Genomic DNA, 16,763 nt, shown 5'->3' with positions numbered 1-16,763 from the left:
CCTACTCCAACGGGTCGGCGGATACCACGATCAGGTCGGCCCGGTCCCGGGTGGCGGCCACCCGGGACGCGTTGCGCTCGTCCGTGCCGGCCACCCAGGCGACCGCCGCCGCCTGGTCCTTGCCGAAGCGCACGTGCCGCCGGACCAGCCGGCGGATCCGTTCGGCCGGGTCCAGGTCGACGTACCAGACCTCGTCGAAGAGCGACCGCACCGCGGTCCAGCGCGGCTCGTCCAGCAGCAGGTAGTTGCCCTCGCTGACGACCAGCCGGGTGGACCGCGGCACCGGGATGGCCCCGGCGATCGGCTGTTCCAGGGTGCGTTCGAAGCCGGGGGCGTACACGATCTCGTCGGTGCCCTCCCGGAAGCGGCGCAGCAGCGCGGCGTACCCCCAAGGGTCGAAGGTTTCCGGCGCGCCCTTGCGCCTCCGCAGGCCGAGCCGGTCCAGCTCGGCGTCCGCCAGGTGGAAGCCGTCCATCGGCACATGCGCGACGTCCGCGCCGAGCGCGCCCACCAGGGCTTCGGCGAGGGTGGTCTTGCCGGCGCCGGGCGGGCCGGTGATGCCCAGGGCGGCTCGCCGCCCGCCGGCGGCGAGCCGGCCCGCCCGGTCCAGCAGATCCTGGAAGGTCACGCTCATGAGGGGTGCGAGGTGAGCATGCCGGCGATGTACGCGTGAGCGTGCCGCGCCAGATCCGCCCCGTCGGTCCACAGGTTGCGCCAGATCGCCAGGTCGTTGGAGAGGCCCCGCATGACCACGGCCGACGAGAACGACTCGAAGGTGACCGGCCCGGTGTAGCGGATGTCGCGCAGGGCGTGGAAGAACGACGTGAAGTCCAGGTGCCCGGAGCCGAGGTAGCCACGGTGGTTCTCGCCGATGTGCACGTAGCCGAGCCGGTCGCCGACCTCGTGCACCGGCCGCACGAAGTCGTCCTCCTCGATGTTCATGTGGTACGTGTCCAGGTGGATCAGCACGTTGTCCTCGCCGATGTCGTCGGCGAGCCGCAGTGCGTCGTGTGCGGTGTTGACGACGTTCGTCTCGTACCGGTTGCAGATCTCCAGGCCCAGCGTCATGCCGCGGCCGCGCGCCTCCTTGGCCAGCTGCGCGAGGACGGTGACCACGTTGCGCCGCCCGCCCTCGGTGAGCGGCGCCGGGTACTTGCCGAGCGCGCTGTAGAGCGCGCCGGTGAAGTGAGTGCCGCCGAGCCCGTGGGTGATGGCGAGCGAGTCGTGCAGCAGCTGCTCGCCTCTCTTCACCACGGCCGGGTCCTCGCTGGACACGTCGGCGTCGAAGGCCAGCCCGCGTGAGCAGGCGACCTGGAGGCCGACGGCGTCGAGTGCTCTCCGGGCCGCCGGGACGTCCAGGTTGAGGGAGTCGTGCAGGGAGAGTTCGAGCAGGTCGAAGCCGGCCGCCCGGGTCTCGGTGACGGCGTGCTGGACGGACTCGGGGGAGGTGTCGCCGGTCCAGACGAGGGCGTGCACGCCGATCGGGTTGTCAGGCATTCAGGGCTCCGGTGATGAGGGCGACGATCTCCTCGCCGCTGGTGGCCTCGGTGCGGCGCCCGCCGACGCAGCGGCCGGCGCGCATCACCCACACGTGGTTGGACAGGCGCATGACCTGCGCGAAGTTGTGGCTGATCAGCAGTACGGCGTGCCCTTCGTCGCGCAGCCGCAGGATCAGCTCCTCGACCCGGGCGGTCTCCTGCACGCCGAGCGCCGCGGTCGGCTCGTCCATGATCACCAGCCGGGAGCTGAACCCGGCCGCGCGGCAGATGGCGACGGCCTGCCGCTGCCCGCCGGAGAGCCGCCGGACCCGGTTGCGTACCGCCGGGACGTTCACCGCGAGCGTGGCGACCATCTCGCGGGCCTGCTTCTGCATGCCCCGCTTGTTCAGGACGGCCAGCGGCCCGAGGCGGTGCACGAGTTCCCGGTTGAGGAACAGGTTCTGCCAGACGGTCAGGTCCTCGACCAGGGCGAGGTTCTGGTGCACCGTCTCGATCCCGGCCTCGCGGGCGTCCTCCGGCGACTTGAAGTGCAGCGGCTTACCGTCCATCGAGATGGTGCCGGCGTGCTGCCGGTGGATGCCGCTGATGCACCGGACCAGGGTGGACTTGCCGGCGCCGTTGTCGCCGACCAGCGCCGTGATCTCGCCGGCTTTGATCTCCAGCGAGACGTCGACCAGGGCGCGGACGCTGCCGAAGGACAGCGAGACGTTGTCAACGTTGATCATTTCTGGAACCTCGTGAGTAGAGCGGCCAGGACGACGACCACGCCGACGGCGAGCGGCTGGTAGAACTGCGAGACACCAAGCAGGGTGAGCCCGTTGGTGAGGGCGGTGAGCAGCAGCGCGCCGATCACCGGGCCGAGGATGGTGGCCCGCCCGCCGAGCAGGCTGACCCCGCCGAGCACGACCGCGGCGACCGAGTTGAGCAGGAACGATGTGTTGGACGCCGGTTCGGCGGCACCGACCCGGGCGACCAGCAGGATGGCGCCGACCCCGGCGAGCAGCCCGGCGATCGTGTAGACGGCGATCTTCACCCGGGCGGTGCTGATGCCGGTCGCGGTGGCCGCCTCGGCGGATCCGCCGGTGGCCAGCACGTGGGTGCCGAACCGGGTCCAGAACAGCAGGCCGTGCGCGGCCACCGCGATCACCGCGGCGATGATCACCGGCCAGCCGAAGATGCCGATCCCGCCGGTGGCGAGCTTGAGCAGGAAGGTGTCGACGATGGTGACAGGCTTGCCGTCGGCCAGGATCAGCGCGGCGCCGGAGGCCGCCGACAGCATGCCGAGGGTGACGATGAAGTCGGTGATCCGGCCCTTCGCGATGATCACCCCGTTGAGCACGCCGGCGGCGCCGGCCGCGACGACCGCGGCCAGGCAGGAGGCCACCAGGCCCCACCCGAGGGTGTACGCCTGACCGAACACCACCGCACCGAGGGTCATCACGGACGCGACGGACAGGTCGATGCCCCCGGTGGCCCGACGAACGTCTGTCCCACCGCCAGGACGATCAGGATGGCGGCGGCGACCAGCATCGAGGCGACGTTGCCGGAGCTGAGGAACGTCGGGTTGAGGATCTGGAAGACGACGACCAGCAGGACGAGGCCGACGGCGGCGGCCCACTCGGCCCAGAAGCCGAGGTCGGTGAGCCGGTTCGTCTTCTTGTGGGGGAGAACGGCTGTGGCGGTCACGGCTCAGCCCACGAGCGACTTGAACGGGTCGGCGTACTCGCCGAACGGCTTCGGGGTCGCCGCCAGGGCCTTCTCGGCGTTCTCCGCGGTGACCACCTCGACCGGCGCTTCCACGTTGGCCGGCAGGGTCGCGCCCTTGGCGGCGGCCTGGCAGGCCTCCATGCCCATCTGCCCGATCGCGTACGGATACTGCGCCACGGTGGCGTCCAGCTGCCCGGCCTTGACGGCTTCCAGGGCGTCCTTGATCCCGTCGACGCTGATCACCTTGACCTGTCCGGTCTTGCCGGCGGTGGCGACCGCGCGGGACACGCCGAGGCCCATGTCGTCGTTGGCCACGAAGAAGCCCTCGAGGTCCGGCTGGGCGCGCAGGATGTTGGTGGCCTGGGTGAGGGCTTCCTGCCGCTCCCAGTTCGCCGCGACGGTCTGCACCAGGGTCAGCTTGCCGGTGGTCGCCTGGGTGAAGCCCTCGATGCGCGCGCCGGAGGTGACGTCGCCGGCGATGCCACCGACGGCGGCCACCTTGCCGCCGTCCGGTAGCAGGGTGATCATCTGCTCGCCGGCCTTCTGCCCGGCCGAGACGTTGTTGGTGCCGATGTACGTGGCCGGCGTCGCGTTGGCGGCCTTCGCGGCAGCGGCGTCCACCGGGCTGTCGATGTTGACGATGGTCTTCTTCTGCGCGGCGAGCTGGGCCATGCCCTGGATCAGGTTGGTGCCGGTGATCGGGTTGATGATGTAGCAGCCGTAGTCCTGCCCGGCAAGCCCGGTCAGCTTGTCTGCCTGCCCGGTGGTGTCGGTGATCGAGTTGGCGGCCTGCACGGTGACTTCGGTTCCGGACGCCTTGGCCTGGTCGGTGATGCCGCTCTCCATGGTCTGGAAGAACGGGTTGTCGAGGCCCTTGATGACCGCGGCGACCTTGGCGGTGCCGGAGGTGCCTTCGTCGGTGGAGCTGCACGCGGAGATCAATGTCAAGGCGGCGACGGCGGCGACGCCCCGAAACGCGGTGCGTGGCATGGGAGGGGTCCTTCCGTGGGGGTTTCGTCGATTGAACGCCGTACTTCTGACGGCTGTCAAGCAAAAGATGGACGGCTTTCGTTTAGTGAGTGAACGTAATAGGATCGCGGCGTGCCCACCCCCGCGCCGCCCCTCGCCGTTGCCACCGCCGGTCTCGGCGACGTGCTGCAGCTGTTCCGGACCGAGCCGACGCTGACCCGTGCCGACGTCATGGCGCTGACCGGCCTGTCCCGCTCGACCGTCAACCAGCGCCTCGACGCGCTGCTCGCCGCCGCGCTCGTCGTGCCCAGCGGCGAGGGCGCGCCCACCGGCGGCCGCCCGGCCAGCCGGTTCGCCTTCAACAGCGAGCGCGGGGTCCTGCTGGTCGCCGACATCGGCGCCACCGGCATGCGGACCGCCCTGTGCAACCTGCGCGGCGAGGTCCGCCAGGAGCACGAGCAGTCCCTCGACGTGGCCACCGGACCGGACATCGTCCTCAGCGTGGTCGACGAGGCGTTCCGGGCACTGCTCGCCGAGGCCGGGCGCGCCGCGGCCGACGTGCACGGCATCGGCATCGACGTGCCCGGCCCGGTCGACTTCGACCGCGGCCAGGTGGTCAGCCCGCCGATCATGAGCGGCTGGGACCGCTACGACATCCGCGCCTGGTTCGCCGGCCGCTACGACTGCCCGGTGCTGGTCGACAAGGACGTCAACGCCATGGCCGTGGGGGAGCATCGCAGCCTCTATCCCGAGGTGCGGCAGCTGCTCATGGTCAAGGTGGGCACCGGAGTGGGCGCCGGCATGATCATCGACGGCGAGGTGTTCCGGGGCGCCGACGGTGCGGCCGGCGACATCGGGCACATCCAGCTCACCGTCGACGACACCGACAACGAGCCGGTCTGCCGGTGCGGCAACACCGGGTGCGTGGAGGCGTACGCGGGCGGCTGGGCCCTGGTCCGTGACCTGAACGCGGCCGGCCGCCCGGTGTCCACCGTCCAGGAGGCGCTCGCGCTGATCCGCACCGGTGACGTCACCGCCGTACGTCTGGCCCGCCGCGCCGGGCGCATCCTCGGCCACGCCATCGCCGACGCGGTCAGCCTGCTCAACCCCGGCGTCGTGGTGATCGGCGGGCAGCTGGCGCAGATCGAGGAGCAACTCTTCGCCGGCATCCGCGAGATGGTCTACCGGCGCTCGCTGCCGCTCGCCACCCGCAAGCTGAGCATCGCCGCCACCGCCCTCGGACCCCGCTCCGGCCTGGTCGGCATGGCCCTGCTGCTGGCCGACAGCATCTTCGCCGCCCACCGCGTCGAGGGGCTGATCGCGCGGCGAGATTGAGCGGCCCTCTGGTGGGCATGCACCATACATGCGAGCTTTGACATGGCAGGGCACCGCGAAGGTCTCCGTCGAGACGGTGCCGGATCCCCGGATACAGGAACCCACGGACGCGATCGTCCGGATCACCTCGACCGCGATCTGCGGCTCCGACCTGCACCTGTACGACGTCCTCGGGATGTACCTCGACCAGGGCGACATCCTCGGTCACGAACCGATGGGCGTCGTCGAGGAGGTCGGCGCCGAGGTCACCCACATCAAGCCCGGTGACCGGGTGGTGATCCCGTTCAACATCTCCTGCGGGCACTGCTGGATGTGCAGTCGCGGCTACTACGCCCAGTGCGAGACCACCCAGAACACCGAGCAGGGCAAGGGCGCGTCGCTGTTCGGATACACCAAGCTGTACGGCCAGGTGCCCGGCGGCCAGGCCCAGTTCCTGCGGGTGCCGCAGGCCCAGTTCGGCCCGATCAAGGTGCCCGACCACCACCCGGACGAGCGGTACCTGTTCCTCTCCGACGTGCTGACCACCTCCTGGCAGGCCGCCAAGTACGCCGACATCCAGCCCGGTGACACCGTCTTCGTCACCGGTCTGGGCCCGATCGGCCAGATGAGCGCGCGCATCGCCCGCCACCTCGGTGCCGGCCGGGTGATCGCCTCGGACAGCGTGCCGGAACGCCTGGAGATGGCCCGCCGCAACGGGATCGAGGTGCTGAACGACTCCGACGTGGACGTACCCGCCGCGGTGCTGGACCTGACCTCCGGCCGGGGCGCCGACAGTGTGATCGAGTCGGTCGGCATGGAGGCGCACGGCTCGCCGGTCCAGGCGGCCGCGGTCAAGGCGGCCGGCATGCTGCCGGACGCGCTCGCCCGCAAGGCGGTCGAGACCGTCGGCATCGACCGGATGGCCGCGCTCACCACGGCCTTCGCCGCCGTCCGCCGGGCCGGCACGGTGTCGATCATCGGGGTGTACGGCGGGAACGCCGACCCGATGCCGATGATGGACCTGTTCGACAAGGGTGTGACCCTGCGGATGGGGCAGGCCCACGTCAAGCGCTGGGTCGACGACATCATGCCGCTGCTGACCGGCTCGGACGACCCGCTCGGCGTGGACGACCTGGTCACCCACCGGCTGCCGCTGGAAGACGCGCCGCACGCCTACGAGATCTTCAAGCACAAGCAGGACGGCTGCATCAAGGTGGTGCTCAAGCCGTAGGCGACACCTCGACGAGGATGCCCTCGGCGGCCAGGCGCTCGACCCGCTGCTGACCCCAGGTGCCGAGCGCGCCGAGGGCCTCGTTGAGGGAGGTGCCGTCCGGAGTCAGTGAGTACTCCACCCGGGGCGGCACCTCGCGGTAGATCTCGCGATGGACCAGCCCGTCCTCCTCCATCTCGCGCAGCTGCTGGACGAGCATCTTCTCGCTCACCCCGGGCAGTCCCCGCCGCAGCTCACCGAAGCGCCGGGTGCCGTAGTTGTTCAGCTCCCAGAGGATCAGCGACTTCCACTTGCCGGCCACCACGTCCATCCCCGCGTCGATACCGCAGATGTACGGCCCACGCCTGCCCATACTTACCTCCAGGTGAGTACCGCACTAATTAGTGGGTACTTGTCCGCCCCGACGGTACTCGCGAACCATGAGGGCATGTCAATCTTTCTTGGCCTGGGCGCGATGGGCTCGGCCCTCGCCGGTGCCGTCCGGCCCGCGGTCGTCTGGAACCGCGATCCGCGCCGAGCACGGCCCTTCAGCGAGCACGCCGCCGTCGCCGGCACCGTCGAGAAGGCGATCATCGCCGACGGCCCGATCATCGTCTGCCTCTTCGACCACCACTCGGTCCACCAGGTCCTCGACCCGGTCGCCGCCGACCTCACCGGCCGTACCGTGATCAACCTGACCACCACGACACCCGACGAGTCCCGCGAGCTCGCCGCCTGGGCGGACGGCCACGGGATCGCCTTCCTGGACGGCGCGATCCTGGCCGTACCGGAAATGATCGGCAAGCCCGGCGCTGCGATCTTCTACAGCGGCTCGGAAAGCGTCTTCACCGAGCACCGTGACCTGCTCGACCGGTGGGGCGAGAGCACCTTCTTCGGTGCCGACGCCGGCCTGGCCTCCCTCTACGACATGGCGATGCTCACCGGCATGTACACCATGTTCGCCGGCTTCATGCACGGCGCGGCCATGCTCGCCGCCGAGGGCGTCCCGGCGACCGAGTTCGCTCAGCGGCAGGCGCCGTTCCTCGCCGCCATGACCGGCGGCCTGCTGGAGTACGCCGCCACCATCGACAGCGGCGACTACGCCGGTCCCGGGCAGCAGAGCCTGCGGTTCACCGACGCCGCCCTGTCCGCCCTGCTGCGCGCCACCACCGGCCAGGGCGTCTCCACCGAGGTGCTCCGGCCGGTGCACGACCTGGTCCGGCGCCAGATCGACGCCGGTCACGGCGACCTCGGCACCGCCCGCATCTTCGAGGAACTGAGGAGCACCCGATGAGCCACCAGCCCGTCAGCGTGATCGGCCTCGGCCCGATGGGCCAGGCCATGGCCACCGCCCTGCTGCGGGCCGGCCATCCGGTCACCGTGTGGAACCGTACGCCCGGACGCGCCGACGGCCTGGTCAGAGCCGGTGCCACCCGGGCGGCCACCCCGGCGGACGCGGTCACCGCGAGTGCGCTGACCATCCTCAGCCTCACCGACTACGAGGCGATGTACGCCATCCTCGGCGACGACCCGTCGAGCTTCCTCGTCGGCCGGGATCTGGTCAATCTCAGCTCGGACACCCCCGACGCGTCCCGCGAGGCGGCCCGCTGGGCGGCCGGCCACGGCGCGCGCTTCCTCACCGGCGGCATCATGGTGCCGGCTCCGGCGGTCGGCAACCCCGGGGCGTACGTCTACTACAGCGGACCGGGGGAGGTGTTCGCCGCGCACGAGCCGGCGTTGCGACTGATCGGCGACACCCGGTACCTCGGTGCCGATCCGGGCCTGGCCCAGCTGTTCTACCAGGCGCACCTGGACGTGTTCCTCACCTCGCTGTCGGCGCTGCTGCACGCCACGGCCCTGGTGACGGCGGCCGGCGTCCCGGCCGCCGACTTCCTGCCGGACGCGATGCGGACCATCACCGACATCCCGGCGATGGTCGGCAGCGGCGCCGAGCTCGCCGCCGAGCTGGACGCCGGCAAGCACCCCGGCGACCTCAGTACGGCCTTCATGATGGGTGCCACCGCCGACCACATCCTGCGTACCAGCGAGAAGGCCGGCGTGGACCGGGAGCTGCCGGCGGCGGTCAAGTCGCACTACGACCGGGCGATCGCCGCCGGTCACGGGACGCGCAACTGGACCGCCCTCTACGAGGTGATCAGAGCTGGCCGGTGAACGGGTCGGGCAGCTCCCGCCACGCGTCGAACCCGTCGGCGAGCTCGTCGTAGGTCAGCAGGCAGGCGTCCAGTAACCCGGTGATCCAGGTGTGGTCGAGGTGCAGGCCGATGAAGGCCAGGGCGGTCTGCCGGTCGCCGTAGTAGGGGTCCCAGTCGAGATCGGCGGCCAGCCGGCGCTGGTCGCTGGTCTCGGTCCAGCGGTCGACCGGCAGCGCCGCCAGCCAGTGACCGAGGCTGCCCAGGCTGGCACTGCCGCCGGCACTCTCGAAGGCGATCACCTCGTCCGGCCGGCTGGCGATCCAGAGCTGGCCACGCCCGCGCAGTGCGTGCTCGGCCAGCTTCTCCAGGGCGCCGTGCAGGCGTACCGGGTGGAACGGGCGGCGGGTCCGGAACAGTACCGAGCCGACGCCGTCCCCGGCGTCGGGGGCGTGCACGGCGATCTGCCGGCCTTCCAGGGCGCGGCCCAGCATGCCCGGCCGTTCCGGGTCGTGCCGGCCGGTACGCCGTACGCCGGCGGCGAGCGCGGTGCAGTCCAGCGTCGGTGACGGCCCCACGAGCACCTGGACCGCCCACGGGGCGAGCCGGCTCACCAGGGCGCCCAGCCGGTGCGTCTCGCGCCGGTCGGTGGCGGGCCGGTTCCAGAGGATCACCGTGTCGCAGAACTCGACCTGGTGCGCGACCACCGTGGCGACCGCCCGGTGATCGTCCTCGGCGGCGTGCAGGTCGCGGTGCCGCAGGTCGTCGGTGCTGGCCAGGTCGCCGAGGAACCGGTCGGCGTCGACCACCGTCACGTACGAGTCGAAGCGCACCGCCGCGGTCACCGGTGCGCCGTCCACCAGGCAGTGCGCGCACGCGGCGGCGACCGCCTCGGGTTCGAGCGTCGGCGGCAGGACCAGCAGGAGGTCGGTGCCGGGCCGGGTACGGGCCAGCCGTACCAGCGTCGGCAGGACGTCCTCGCGCAGCGTGCAGGAGACGCAGCCGTGCCTGAGTTCGACGGCCACCTGCTCCAGCACCGCCGTGGCGGACTCGACCGTGCGGTGCACGACGCCGTCGCGGATGGCGCCGATGTCGTGGCGTACCGCGAGCAGGTCCTCGTCCGCGATCAGCAGGGCCCGGGCGGCGGCCTGGACCGCGCCGGGGGAGAAGCCGGACAGCACGGTGACCGCCGGCCGGTGGTCCACGGGCGCGGACAGGACGGGAGTGATCGGGTTCGTACTCACCCTCCTATCTTGTTGGAAACGATTTTCATTGTAAAGCGCGCCACGGGTGGTGTTACCTGCCACATATTTGCAATAGCCAACCGTTCTCCTATGCTCCCGGGTAGAGGAGCAACGGCTCCCGCCACCCGGGGAGGGCGTATGGATGTGCAATCGATGCACATCGCCAACGGCATCATCAACGGACCGGTCTCGGTCCTTTTTCTCGCCGTCTCGGCGATCGCGCTCGCGGTCTGCGTGAGCAAGGCCCGCGCCGACCTGGACGATCGGCTGGCGCCGATGGCGGGGCTGGTCGCGGCGTTCATCTTCGCCGTGCAGATGCTCAACTTCCAGGTTCTGCCCGGCGTCTCCGGCCACCTGCTCGGCGGCACCCTGGCCGTGATCCTGGTCGGTCCGTGGGTCGGCGCGCTGTGTGTGGCGACCGTGCTGATCGTGCAGTGCCTGCTCTTCGCCGACGGTGGCCTGACCGCCATCGGGCTGAACGTCTTCAACATGGCGATCCTCGGCACCGCGGTGGCGTACCTGCTGGTCGCCGCCCTGCTGCGGATCCTGCCGAAGAGCCCGGCCGGGCTCGGCGCCACCGCCCTGATCGCCTCGGTCATCGGCGTGGTGGTCGCCGCGATGGGCTTCGTCGGGCAGTACGCGCTGGGCGGCACCACCGAGCTGTCCCTGGCCGGGATCGCCGGAACCATGGCCGGTGTGCACGTGCTGATCGGCATCGGCGAGGGCCTGATCGCCGCCACCACCGTGGTTACCGTCGCGCGGGTACGCCCGGACCTGGTCTACGCCCTGCGCCGCTACCGCACCACCCGGCCCGCCGTCCACAAGAAGCCCGAGGGAGTGACCGCGTGAGCAAGCGACTGGGATGGTTCATCGCGGCCGGCCTGCTCGTCGCGGCGCTGCTGGCCGGGGTGGTGTCCAGCTTCGCCTCGGGCAGCCCCGACGGCCTGGACTACGCGGCCCGCGAGGGCTGCACCTTCAACGCCGACGACGAGATCACCGGCGGCACCTGCATGGCCCAGCAGGAAGCCGCCCACCAGCTCGGCGACAGCCCGCTCGCCGACTACGGCATCCGCGGCATCGACAACGAGTACCTGTCGACCGGCCTCTCCGGCATCCTCGGCGTCGCGCTCACCTTCGCCCTCGGCGGCGGCCTGTTCTGGCTGGTCCGGCGTCGCGACAAGGTGTCCTGAACGAACCGATGACTTCGCGCATGCGGATCAGTCCTACCTCAGCTGACTTGATCGAGGAGGAGATCCCATGCGCAAGGTCGTGCTCTACGCGCTGCTGTCGGCCGACGGCGTCGCGGAATCCCCGGACAGATACGTGTTCGACTGGGACGAGGCGATGGACGCCAACCTGGCCCGGGTCATCGGCACCCAGGACGCGGTGCTCCTCGGCCGCCGCACCTACGACGAGTGGGCACCGCACTGGCCGACCGCGGATGTACAGCCCTTCGCCGACTTCATCAACAGCGTCCCCAAATACGTCTTCACCGCGACCGAACCGGACGTACCCTGGCCCGGCACGACAGTCGTCGAGACGCCGGCCGAGCGGTTCGTCCGCAACCTGAAAACCCAGCCCGGCGCCGACATCGGCATCCACGGCAGCATCCAGCTGGCCCGTACCCTGCTGGCCGCCGACCTGGTCGACGAACTCCAGCTGGTCATCTCACCCACCCTGCTGGGCGTCGGCCGCAAACTGTTCGCCGACGGCGACCCCACCCGCCGCCTGACCCTCACCCAGGTCAAAGGCACCCCTTCGGGCGCCGTCCTAGCCACCTACGGCGTCCGCACCTGACGGCGCTGACATTCTCGAGGTACGCGCACACGCCGTCACGCCAATTCGGACCGTCCCCGCTCTCCCGCGCGAGCCGGCCGCCTGCGCCCGGCCCCACCGCGACCGCCGGGCCCAGGCACGCAGGCACGCACGCCGGCACGCCGGCCGGCCAAGCGCCCACTCGCGGCACACCGCACCGCACCGCGCCGGCGCCGATCGCCGGCGCCGGCCAGGCGAGCCGAGCCGTAGCCGACGCACGCGAGCCAGGCGCACAACGTGCCTCAGCGCCAGCCCGGCCCGCCCAGCCGTCACGCAGGCCCGCTACGGGCGCCGGGTAGCGCGCGTCACCGACGGCTCGGCCCGCCCAGCCGTCACGCAGGCCCGCTACGGGCGCCGGGTGGCGTGCGCCCCCGCGCCAGCTGGAGGGCCTTCGCGGTCAGGGCCCGCCGGCCGGGTTTTCTCGGGCCCAACGTGAGCGTTGTCTTGAGGCCGTTGAGACAGCGTTGAGTGTGGGCCGGACAAGATCACCACCTGGACCCCGACCACGAAAGCTGTCCTCGAGGGCTTCCGTAGTCAGAGTTCCCAAGCGGTGATCTTGCTTGGCCCGCGCTCAAAGGCTGTCTCAACGGCCTCAAGACAACGCTCACGTTGGGCGGGACAAGACCCTGACCACGAAGGCTCTGTAGACCTGGGGGTGGGCCGCGAGTTCAGCATGTGGGATCGGCGAGCTGGCTCGTTCGGCTCAGCGGGCTGGACCTGCGGCCGCCTGCCGGTCGTGCTCGGCCAAGGCGCCTGACGGTTCGTGATCGGCCGCGAGGAGCCAGCCGGCGGAGCGCGGGCTCGCCGCAGTCGTGTTCGCCCGTGCCGTTTCCCGGCGGCCGCGCTGGTGCCGCGACTTGCGGCCTGCTCGCGTGGGGAGAGCGGGGACGGAGCCGTTCCTGCGGGAACGGCCGGTCACGCGTACCTCGAGGGAGCGGGACCGGTAAGCAAACCTCGGCCACCGGATCGCGGGCAGCTGAGGGTGAGGGCTGACCGCGAGATGCGGTCCGGCGGGCTCGGCAAAGGGATCTCGGGCCGGAGATGGGGTCAGGTGGCTAGGGATTGGCGGAGGAAGGCGAGTTCGAACTCCCACAACCGCTCGACGGTGCCGCCCTGGTGGGTGGCTCCGGGTAGGGGGAGGACGGTGTGCGGGCGGCCGGCGGCCAGCAGGGCGGCGGAGAGTTTCATGGTGTGTACGGGCAGCACGTTGTCGTCGAGCAGGCCGTGGATCAGCAGCAGCGGACGCCGCAGGTTGGGGGCGTCCGTGATCAGGGAGCCGGCGGCGTAGCCGTCGGGGTTGTCGGCCGGGAGGCCGCGGGTGCGTTCCTGCCAGTGTGAGCTGTACAGCAGCATGTCGGTGACCGGCGCGCCGGCTATGGCGGCGTGGAAGACGTCGGGGCGGCGCAGGACCGCCAGGGCCGCCAGGTAGCCGCCGGCGGACCAGCCGCGGATGCCGACGTGCTCCAGGTCCAGGTCGCTGAAGCGGTCGGCGGCGGCGTGCAGGGCGTCGACCTGGTCCTGCAGGCGCGGGGTGGCGTGGTCGGCGCCGCGGGCGCGTTCCCAGCGGGGGCCGCGGCCGGGCGTGCCGCGGCCGTCCGCGACCAGCACCGCGAAACCCTGGTCGGCGAACCACTGAGAGGCCCAGTAGCGGGAGCGGGCGGCGACGGCGCGCTGTGCGGCGGAGCCGCCGTACGGGTCCATCAGCACCGGGAGCCGGGCCGCGCCGGGCTCGTGGCCGGTCGGGAAGAGCACCGCGGTACGCAACTCGCGTTCGCCGAGCTTGAGCAACTGGACGATCGGGCGGATCGGCGGTGTGGTGGCGAATCCGCGCAGGCGGTGCCCGCGTACGGTGACCGTCTCGTCCTCCGGGGTCCGGGCGTCGACGACGGTGAGTCCGCCCGCGCGGCGCCCGCTGTGCAGCCCGGGCGTGTGGGTGATCCGGACCGGGCCCTCGGCGGCGGACCAGGTCCACAGGTGGCGTTCGGCGGGTTCCTGGCGGCCGGCGAACAACACGGTGTCGCCGTCGACGGAGAGCAGTTCCTCCATCTGCAGGCCCGGCGGGGTGACCGGGAGGCCGTCGGCGGTGAGGCGCCGGGTGTCGCCGTCGTCGACCGTCCACAGCAGGGCGCCGGAGACGGTGTGGGCGGGTACGCCCTGAACGATCGTGGTCCAGTCCGGGTCGGTGTCCTCGCGCAGCACGGTGGTCCGCCCGGTCGACGGGTCGGCGGTGAGGATCCGCATCACGGTCTGCGGCCGGTTCTGCACGACGACGAGGAGTCCGTACGCGTCCCAGACCACCCGGGTCACGTACTCGAAGGCCGCCCGGTCCCACTCGATCGGCGTGCGGCTGCCGTCCAGGCCCAGGACGTGCAGGCTCACGTCCGCGTTCGGGGTGCCCGCGGCCGGGTAGCGCAGCGCGGTCGGCGGCCGCTCCGGGTGGGCCGGGTCGCTGATGTACCAGACCCGCACCGGCGAGTTGTCCACCCGGGCGGCGACCAGGCTACGGCCGTCCGGCGCCCACCAGAAGCCGTCGAAGCGGTCCATCGACTCGGAGGCCTCGTGTTCCGGCAGGCCCCAGGTCACCTCGGGGTGGTCCGGGCCGGCCAGGGGGCGGTCGTCCTTGCCGTCGCGCCCGATCACCCGCAGTTCGGCGTCGCGGACGTAGGCGACGGTCCGCCCGGTGGGGTCGATCCGCGCCGCGGCCGCCGGTTCCGCGGCGTCCAGGTCGGTCACTTCGGCGCTGGCCACGTCGACGGCGTACAGCCGGCCGCCGATGGTGAAGACGGCCGTGCGTACGTCCGCGTCGGTGGCGTAGGAGCCGATGCCGGCCGACCGGTCCCGGGCGCGCTCACGCCGCGCCTTCTCCCGTTCGGAGAGCGGGGCGGCGGCGTCACCGCCCAGCACCGCCGCGTCGACGAGCAGCCGTTCCTGGCCGGTCGCGACCTCGTACGCCCAGAGGTTGCCCACCGGGTCCTCGCCACCGCGCGTGCGCAGGAAGAGCACCCGCGAACCGTCCGGCGAGACGGTGACGTGGTGAGCGAGACCGAGCGTGAATCCCTGGGTGCGGGCGACGAGCCCCGGAATCGACGAAGTCATGCCGCCCACCCTTCCGCATGCCCGGGTGCGAGGGAAAGGGCTCGACGCGCCGTGGCGGGCCGCGGCCGTCATACTTGCGCGGTGGACGTCGACCTTGCCCTGATCGGATATGGCGGCGCCACGTCGTTGCTGCTCAGCGCGCTGGATCGGCGTGGGGTGGGCGGGCTGCGGATCGCCACGGTGGACCCCGACGTCACCCACGGCCATCACCGCACCTGGGCGTTCTGGACCGGGCCGCGCGACGATCTCGACCCGATCCTGGACGCCGCCTGGCCCCGGGTCGATCTCTACGGCCCGGGCGGTGCCCGGCGGCTGGACCTCGGCCCGATGCGGTACGCCATGGTGCAGTCCGGGCCCATCTTTCAGCGTGCCGGGGAGGCCGCGGCCAGGCTGGGCGTCCGGGGCATCAGCGCGAGCGCGGCCGCGCTCGACGACGATGGCACGGAAGTCACGGTGCGTGACGGAGACGGCGCCGCGATCGTACGCGCGAAGTGGGCGCTGGACTCCCGCCCCGCCGCCCCGGAGCGTCCCGGGCGCACGTTCTGGCTGCAACACTTCCGCGGCTGGTGGGTGCGTGCCGAGGCGGACGTCTTCGACCCGGGCTCGGCGATCCTGATGGACTTCCGCACCCCGCAGCCCGCCCGTGGGGTGTCCTTCGGCTACGTGCTGCCGACCGGGCCGCGGTCCGCGCTGATCGAGTACACCGAGTTCTCGCCGGCGCGTCTCGATGACGCCGGCTACGAGACGGCGCTGCGGTCGTACCTGAAGCTTCTGCGTCTTCCGGATCTCGTCGTCGAGAAGGTCGAGGACGGCGCCATCCCGATGACCGACGCCCCGTTCGCCCAGCGGCCGTCGCCGCGGGTGGTGCGGCTGGGTACCGCGGGCGGAGCGACCCGGCCGTCGACCGGGTACACCTTCTCGGCGATGCGGCGGCAGGCCGAGCAGATCGCCGGTGCGGTCCTCGCCGGCTCGGACCCGGTGCCGGCTCCGGCGTACCCCCGGAGGCATATGTGGATGGACGCGGTCGCCCTGCGTGCCTGGGATCGTGGCCTGGTCGCGGCCCCCGCCTTCTTCGAGCGCCTGTTCACCCGCAACCCGCCGGAGCGGGTGCTGCGCTTCCTCGACGGCCTCACCTCCCCGGCCGAGGAGGTGGCGCTGATGGCCTCCACCCCGCTGCTGCCGATGACCTGGGCGGCCGCCGGCGACCTGTTCGCCCGGTTGCGCGGGTAGCGGATCAGCGCCGGCGGCGCCGGATGGTGATCCAGCCGGCCACGATCAGCAGTACCGGAAGAATCAGTCCCCACATCAGGTAGCCCATCGGCTCAGGCTGCCGCGCGGGGCCGGCCGGGCGCATCACCCCGGGCGGGTGAGACCGAGCATCGGGGCCGCACCGGTGAACTCGAGCAGCCAGCGCACGTGCGGCCGGACGCCCTGGACCGTGCAGGTGACACCGGCGCCGGTGGCCTGCTCCTGTACGGCCAGCAGCGCCCGCACCCCGGCGCAGTCGCAGAACTCCACCCCGGACAGGTCGAGCACCACGTGCCGGTGGTCGGAGCCGCCGATGAGCTCGCACAGCCGCTGGGTGACCGTGGAACAGGCCTGCACGTCGACGCAGCCGGAGACGGCGATGGTCAGGTGACCCGCGCTGGCGGTGGCCACGACGGTGGCCGCGTCGGCCTCGTCCAGGCGTGCGTAGGCCAACAGGTAGCTCTCGAAGCCGGTGTCGCTCACGTGCCTTCCCATCCGCTCTCCACAGTCG

At 71.7% G+C, this 16,763-nt stretch carries 18 protein-coding genes; 8 read left to right on the top strand and 10 right to left on the bottom strand.

What is annotated here, in order from left to right; translation table 11 throughout:
• Position 1: 1 nt before the first annotated feature.
• Genes I4J89_RS28620 through I4J89_RS28600 form a run of 6 tightly spaced genes read right to left on the bottom strand, consistent with a single transcriptional unit; the run spans position 2 to position 4,196 of the window.
• The gene (locus tag I4J89_RS28620; RefSeq protein WP_196417205.1) at positions 2-634 is read right to left on the bottom strand and encodes a nucleoside/nucleotide kinase family protein; all 633 of its coding nucleotides are present in this window, start codon (positions 632-634) and stop codon (positions 2-4) included.
• Positions 631-1,497, bottom strand: coding sequence for a sugar phosphate isomerase/epimerase family protein (locus I4J89_RS28615; RefSeq protein ID WP_196417204.1), 867 nt, complete (start codon positions 1,495-1,497; stop codon positions 631-633). Before I4J89_RS28615 ends, I4J89_RS28620 begins: the two co-directional genes overlap by 4 nt.
• A complete protein-coding gene (locus tag I4J89_RS28610; RefSeq protein ID WP_196417203.1) occupies positions 1,490-2,224 on the bottom strand; it encodes an ATP-binding cassette domain-containing protein in 735 nt (244 codons plus the stop codon). Before I4J89_RS28610 ends, I4J89_RS28615 begins: the two co-directional genes overlap by 8 nt.
• Positions 2,221-2,937 (bottom strand): ABC transporter permease, encoded by a 717-nt coding sequence (locus I4J89_RS28605; RefSeq protein WP_230859788.1) that lies wholly within the window; start codon positions 2,935-2,937, stop codon positions 2,221-2,223. Before I4J89_RS28605 ends, I4J89_RS28610 begins: the two co-directional genes overlap by 4 nt.
• The gene (locus I4J89_RS49935) at positions 2,937-3,185 is read right to left on the bottom strand and encodes a hypothetical protein (protein ID WP_230859767.1); all 249 of its coding nucleotides are present in this window, start codon (positions 3,183-3,185) and stop codon (positions 2,937-2,939) included. The genes I4J89_RS28605 and I4J89_RS49935 overlap by 1 nt, the downstream gene beginning before the upstream one ends.
• A 3-nt stretch (positions 3,186-3,188) precedes the next feature.
• Positions 3,189-4,196, bottom strand: coding sequence for a substrate-binding domain-containing protein (locus tag I4J89_RS28600; RefSeq protein ID WP_196417202.1), 1,008 nt, complete (start codon positions 4,194-4,196; stop codon positions 3,189-3,191).
• Between the two features lie 111 nt (positions 4,197-4,307).
• Between I4J89_RS28600 and I4J89_RS28595 the strand changes: the two genes are divergently transcribed.
• The gene (locus I4J89_RS28595; RefSeq protein ID WP_196417201.1) at positions 4,308-5,510 is read left to right on the top strand and encodes an ROK family protein; all 1,203 of its coding nucleotides are present in this window, start codon (positions 4,308-4,310) and stop codon (positions 5,508-5,510) included.
• A 28-nt stretch (positions 5,511-5,538) separates the two neighbouring features.
• Entirely contained in the window at positions 5,539-6,720 is a 1,182-nt protein-coding gene (locus tag I4J89_RS28590; RefSeq protein WP_196417200.1) for a zinc-dependent alcohol dehydrogenase, read from the top strand.
• Here the strand turns inward: I4J89_RS28590 and I4J89_RS28585 are convergent.
• Positions 6,710-7,072 (bottom strand): winged helix-turn-helix transcriptional regulator, encoded by a 363-nt coding sequence (locus I4J89_RS28585; protein WP_196417199.1) that lies wholly within the window; start codon positions 7,070-7,072, stop codon positions 6,710-6,712. The two genes, I4J89_RS28590 and I4J89_RS28585, sit on opposite strands and share 11 nt — an antisense overlap.
• 75 nt (positions 7,073-7,147) lie before the next feature.
• On the opposite strand from I4J89_RS28585, the gene I4J89_RS28580 reads away from it, so the two are divergent.
• Together I4J89_RS28580 and I4J89_RS28575 are read left to right on the top strand one after the other, a co-directional pair.
• The gene (locus tag I4J89_RS28580; RefSeq protein WP_196417198.1) at positions 7,148-7,993 is read left to right on the top strand and encodes an NAD(P)-dependent oxidoreductase; all 846 of its coding nucleotides are present in this window, start codon (positions 7,148-7,150) and stop codon (positions 7,991-7,993) included.
• Positions 7,990-8,871, top strand: coding sequence for an NAD(P)-dependent oxidoreductase (locus tag I4J89_RS28575; protein WP_196417197.1), 882 nt, complete (start codon positions 7,990-7,992; stop codon positions 8,869-8,871). The genes I4J89_RS28580 and I4J89_RS28575 overlap by 4 nt, the downstream gene beginning before the upstream one ends.
• On the opposite strand, the gene I4J89_RS28570 is transcribed toward I4J89_RS28575, so the two are convergent.
• Positions 8,855-10,093 carry a CobW family GTP-binding protein gene (locus I4J89_RS28570; protein WP_196417196.1) on the bottom strand — a complete coding sequence of 413 codons (1,239 nt, stop codon included), beginning with the start codon at positions 10,091-10,093 and terminating at the stop codon, positions 8,855-8,857. The genes I4J89_RS28575 and I4J89_RS28570 overlap by 17 nt on opposite strands.
• Positions 10,094-10,231: 138 nt before the next feature.
• Between I4J89_RS28570 and I4J89_RS28565 the strand changes: the two genes are divergently transcribed.
• From I4J89_RS28565 to I4J89_RS28555, 3 genes are all read left to right on the top strand, one after another.
• Positions 10,232-10,942, top strand: coding sequence for an energy-coupling factor ABC transporter permease (locus I4J89_RS28565; protein WP_196417195.1), 711 nt, complete (start codon positions 10,232-10,234; stop codon positions 10,940-10,942).
• Complete coding sequence (locus I4J89_RS28560) at positions 10,939-11,283, top strand: PDGLE domain-containing protein (RefSeq protein WP_196417194.1); 345 nt, start codon at positions 10,939-10,941, stop codon at positions 11,281-11,283. The genes I4J89_RS28565 and I4J89_RS28560 overlap by 4 nt, the downstream gene beginning before the upstream one ends.
• A gap of 67 nt (positions 11,284-11,350) precedes the next feature.
• Positions 11,351-11,890: a dihydrofolate reductase family protein gene (locus tag I4J89_RS28555; protein WP_196417193.1), complete on the top strand. Its 540-nt coding sequence runs from the start codon at positions 11,351-11,353 to the stop codon at positions 11,888-11,890.
• 1,065 nt (positions 11,891-12,955) lie between these two features.
• Here the strand turns inward: I4J89_RS28555 and I4J89_RS28550 are convergent.
• Entirely contained in the window at positions 12,956-15,004 is a 2,049-nt protein-coding gene (locus I4J89_RS28550; protein WP_196417192.1) for a S9 family peptidase, read from the bottom strand.
• 51 nt (positions 15,005-15,055) lie between these two features.
• Here I4J89_RS28550 and I4J89_RS28545 point away from each other — a divergent pair, with 51 nt between their 5' ends.
• Positions 15,056-16,234, top strand: a complete 1,179-nt coding sequence (locus I4J89_RS28545) for a lycopene cyclase family protein (protein WP_309238514.1) — start codon at positions 15,056-15,058, stop codon at positions 16,232-16,234.
• 123 nt (positions 16,235-16,357) lie between these two features.
• Here I4J89_RS28545 and I4J89_RS28540 read toward each other — a convergent pair whose 3' ends face one another.
• Positions 16,358-16,747 carry an STAS domain-containing protein gene (locus I4J89_RS28540; RefSeq protein ID WP_196417190.1) on the bottom strand — a complete coding sequence of 130 codons (390 nt, stop codon included), beginning with the start codon at positions 16,745-16,747 and terminating at the stop codon, positions 16,358-16,360.
• Positions 16,748-16,763 lie beyond the last annotated feature (16 nt).

This window comes from Actinoplanes aureus (genome assembly GCF_015704865.1).
Taxonomy (GTDB): Bacteria; Actinomycetota; Actinomycetes; order Mycobacteriales; family Micromonosporaceae; genus Actinoplanes; species Actinoplanes aureus.
This window is presented reverse-complemented; position numbering and strand designations above follow the sequence as displayed.

Bases quoted from the DNA above. Each gene is read 5' to 3' on its own strand.
- I4J89_RS28565 (WP_196417195.1), top strand. From the start codon at position 10,232: ATGGATGTGCAATCGATGCACATCGCCAACGGCATCATCAACGGACCG.
- I4J89_RS28555 (WP_196417193.1), top strand. From the start codon at position 11,351: ATGCGCAAGGTCGTGCTCTACGCGCTGCTGTCGGCCGACGGCGTCGCG.
- I4J89_RS28540 (WP_196417190.1), bottom strand. From the start codon at position 16,747: ATGGGAAGGCACGTGAGCGACACCGGCTTCGAGAGCTACCTGTTGGCC.
- I4J89_RS28605 (WP_230859788.1), bottom strand. From the start codon at position 2,937: ATGACCCTCGGTGCGGTGGTGTTCGGTCAGGCGTACACCCTCGGGTGG.
- I4J89_RS28550 (WP_196417192.1), bottom strand. From the start codon at position 15,004: ATGACTTCGTCGATTCCGGGGCTCGTCGCCCGCACCCAGGGATTCACG.
- I4J89_RS28590 (WP_196417200.1), top strand. From the start codon at position 5,539: ATGCGAGCTTTGACATGGCAGGGCACCGCGAAGGTCTCCGTCGAGACG.
- I4J89_RS28610 (WP_196417203.1), bottom strand. From the start codon at position 2,224: ATGATCAACGTTGACAACGTCTCGCTGTCCTTCGGCAGCGTCCGCGCC.
- I4J89_RS28615 (WP_196417204.1), bottom strand. From the start codon at position 1,497: ATGCCTGACAACCCGATCGGCGTGCACGCCCTCGTCTGGACCGGCGAC.
- I4J89_RS28620 (WP_196417205.1), bottom strand. From the start codon at position 634: ATGAGCGTGACCTTCCAGGATCTGCTGGACCGGGCGGGCCGGCTCGCC.
- I4J89_RS28575 (WP_196417197.1), top strand. From the start codon at position 7,990: ATGAGCCACCAGCCCGTCAGCGTGATCGGCCTCGGCCCGATGGGCCAG.
- I4J89_RS28580 (WP_196417198.1), top strand. From the start codon at position 7,148: ATGTCAATCTTTCTTGGCCTGGGCGCGATGGGCTCGGCCCTCGCCGGT.
- I4J89_RS28600 (WP_196417202.1), bottom strand. From the start codon at position 4,196: ATGCCACGCACCGCGTTTCGGGGCGTCGCCGCCGTCGCCGCCTTGACA.
- I4J89_RS28585 (WP_196417199.1), bottom strand. From the start codon at position 7,072: ATGGGCAGGCGTGGGCCGTACATCTGCGGTATCGACGCGGGGATGGAC.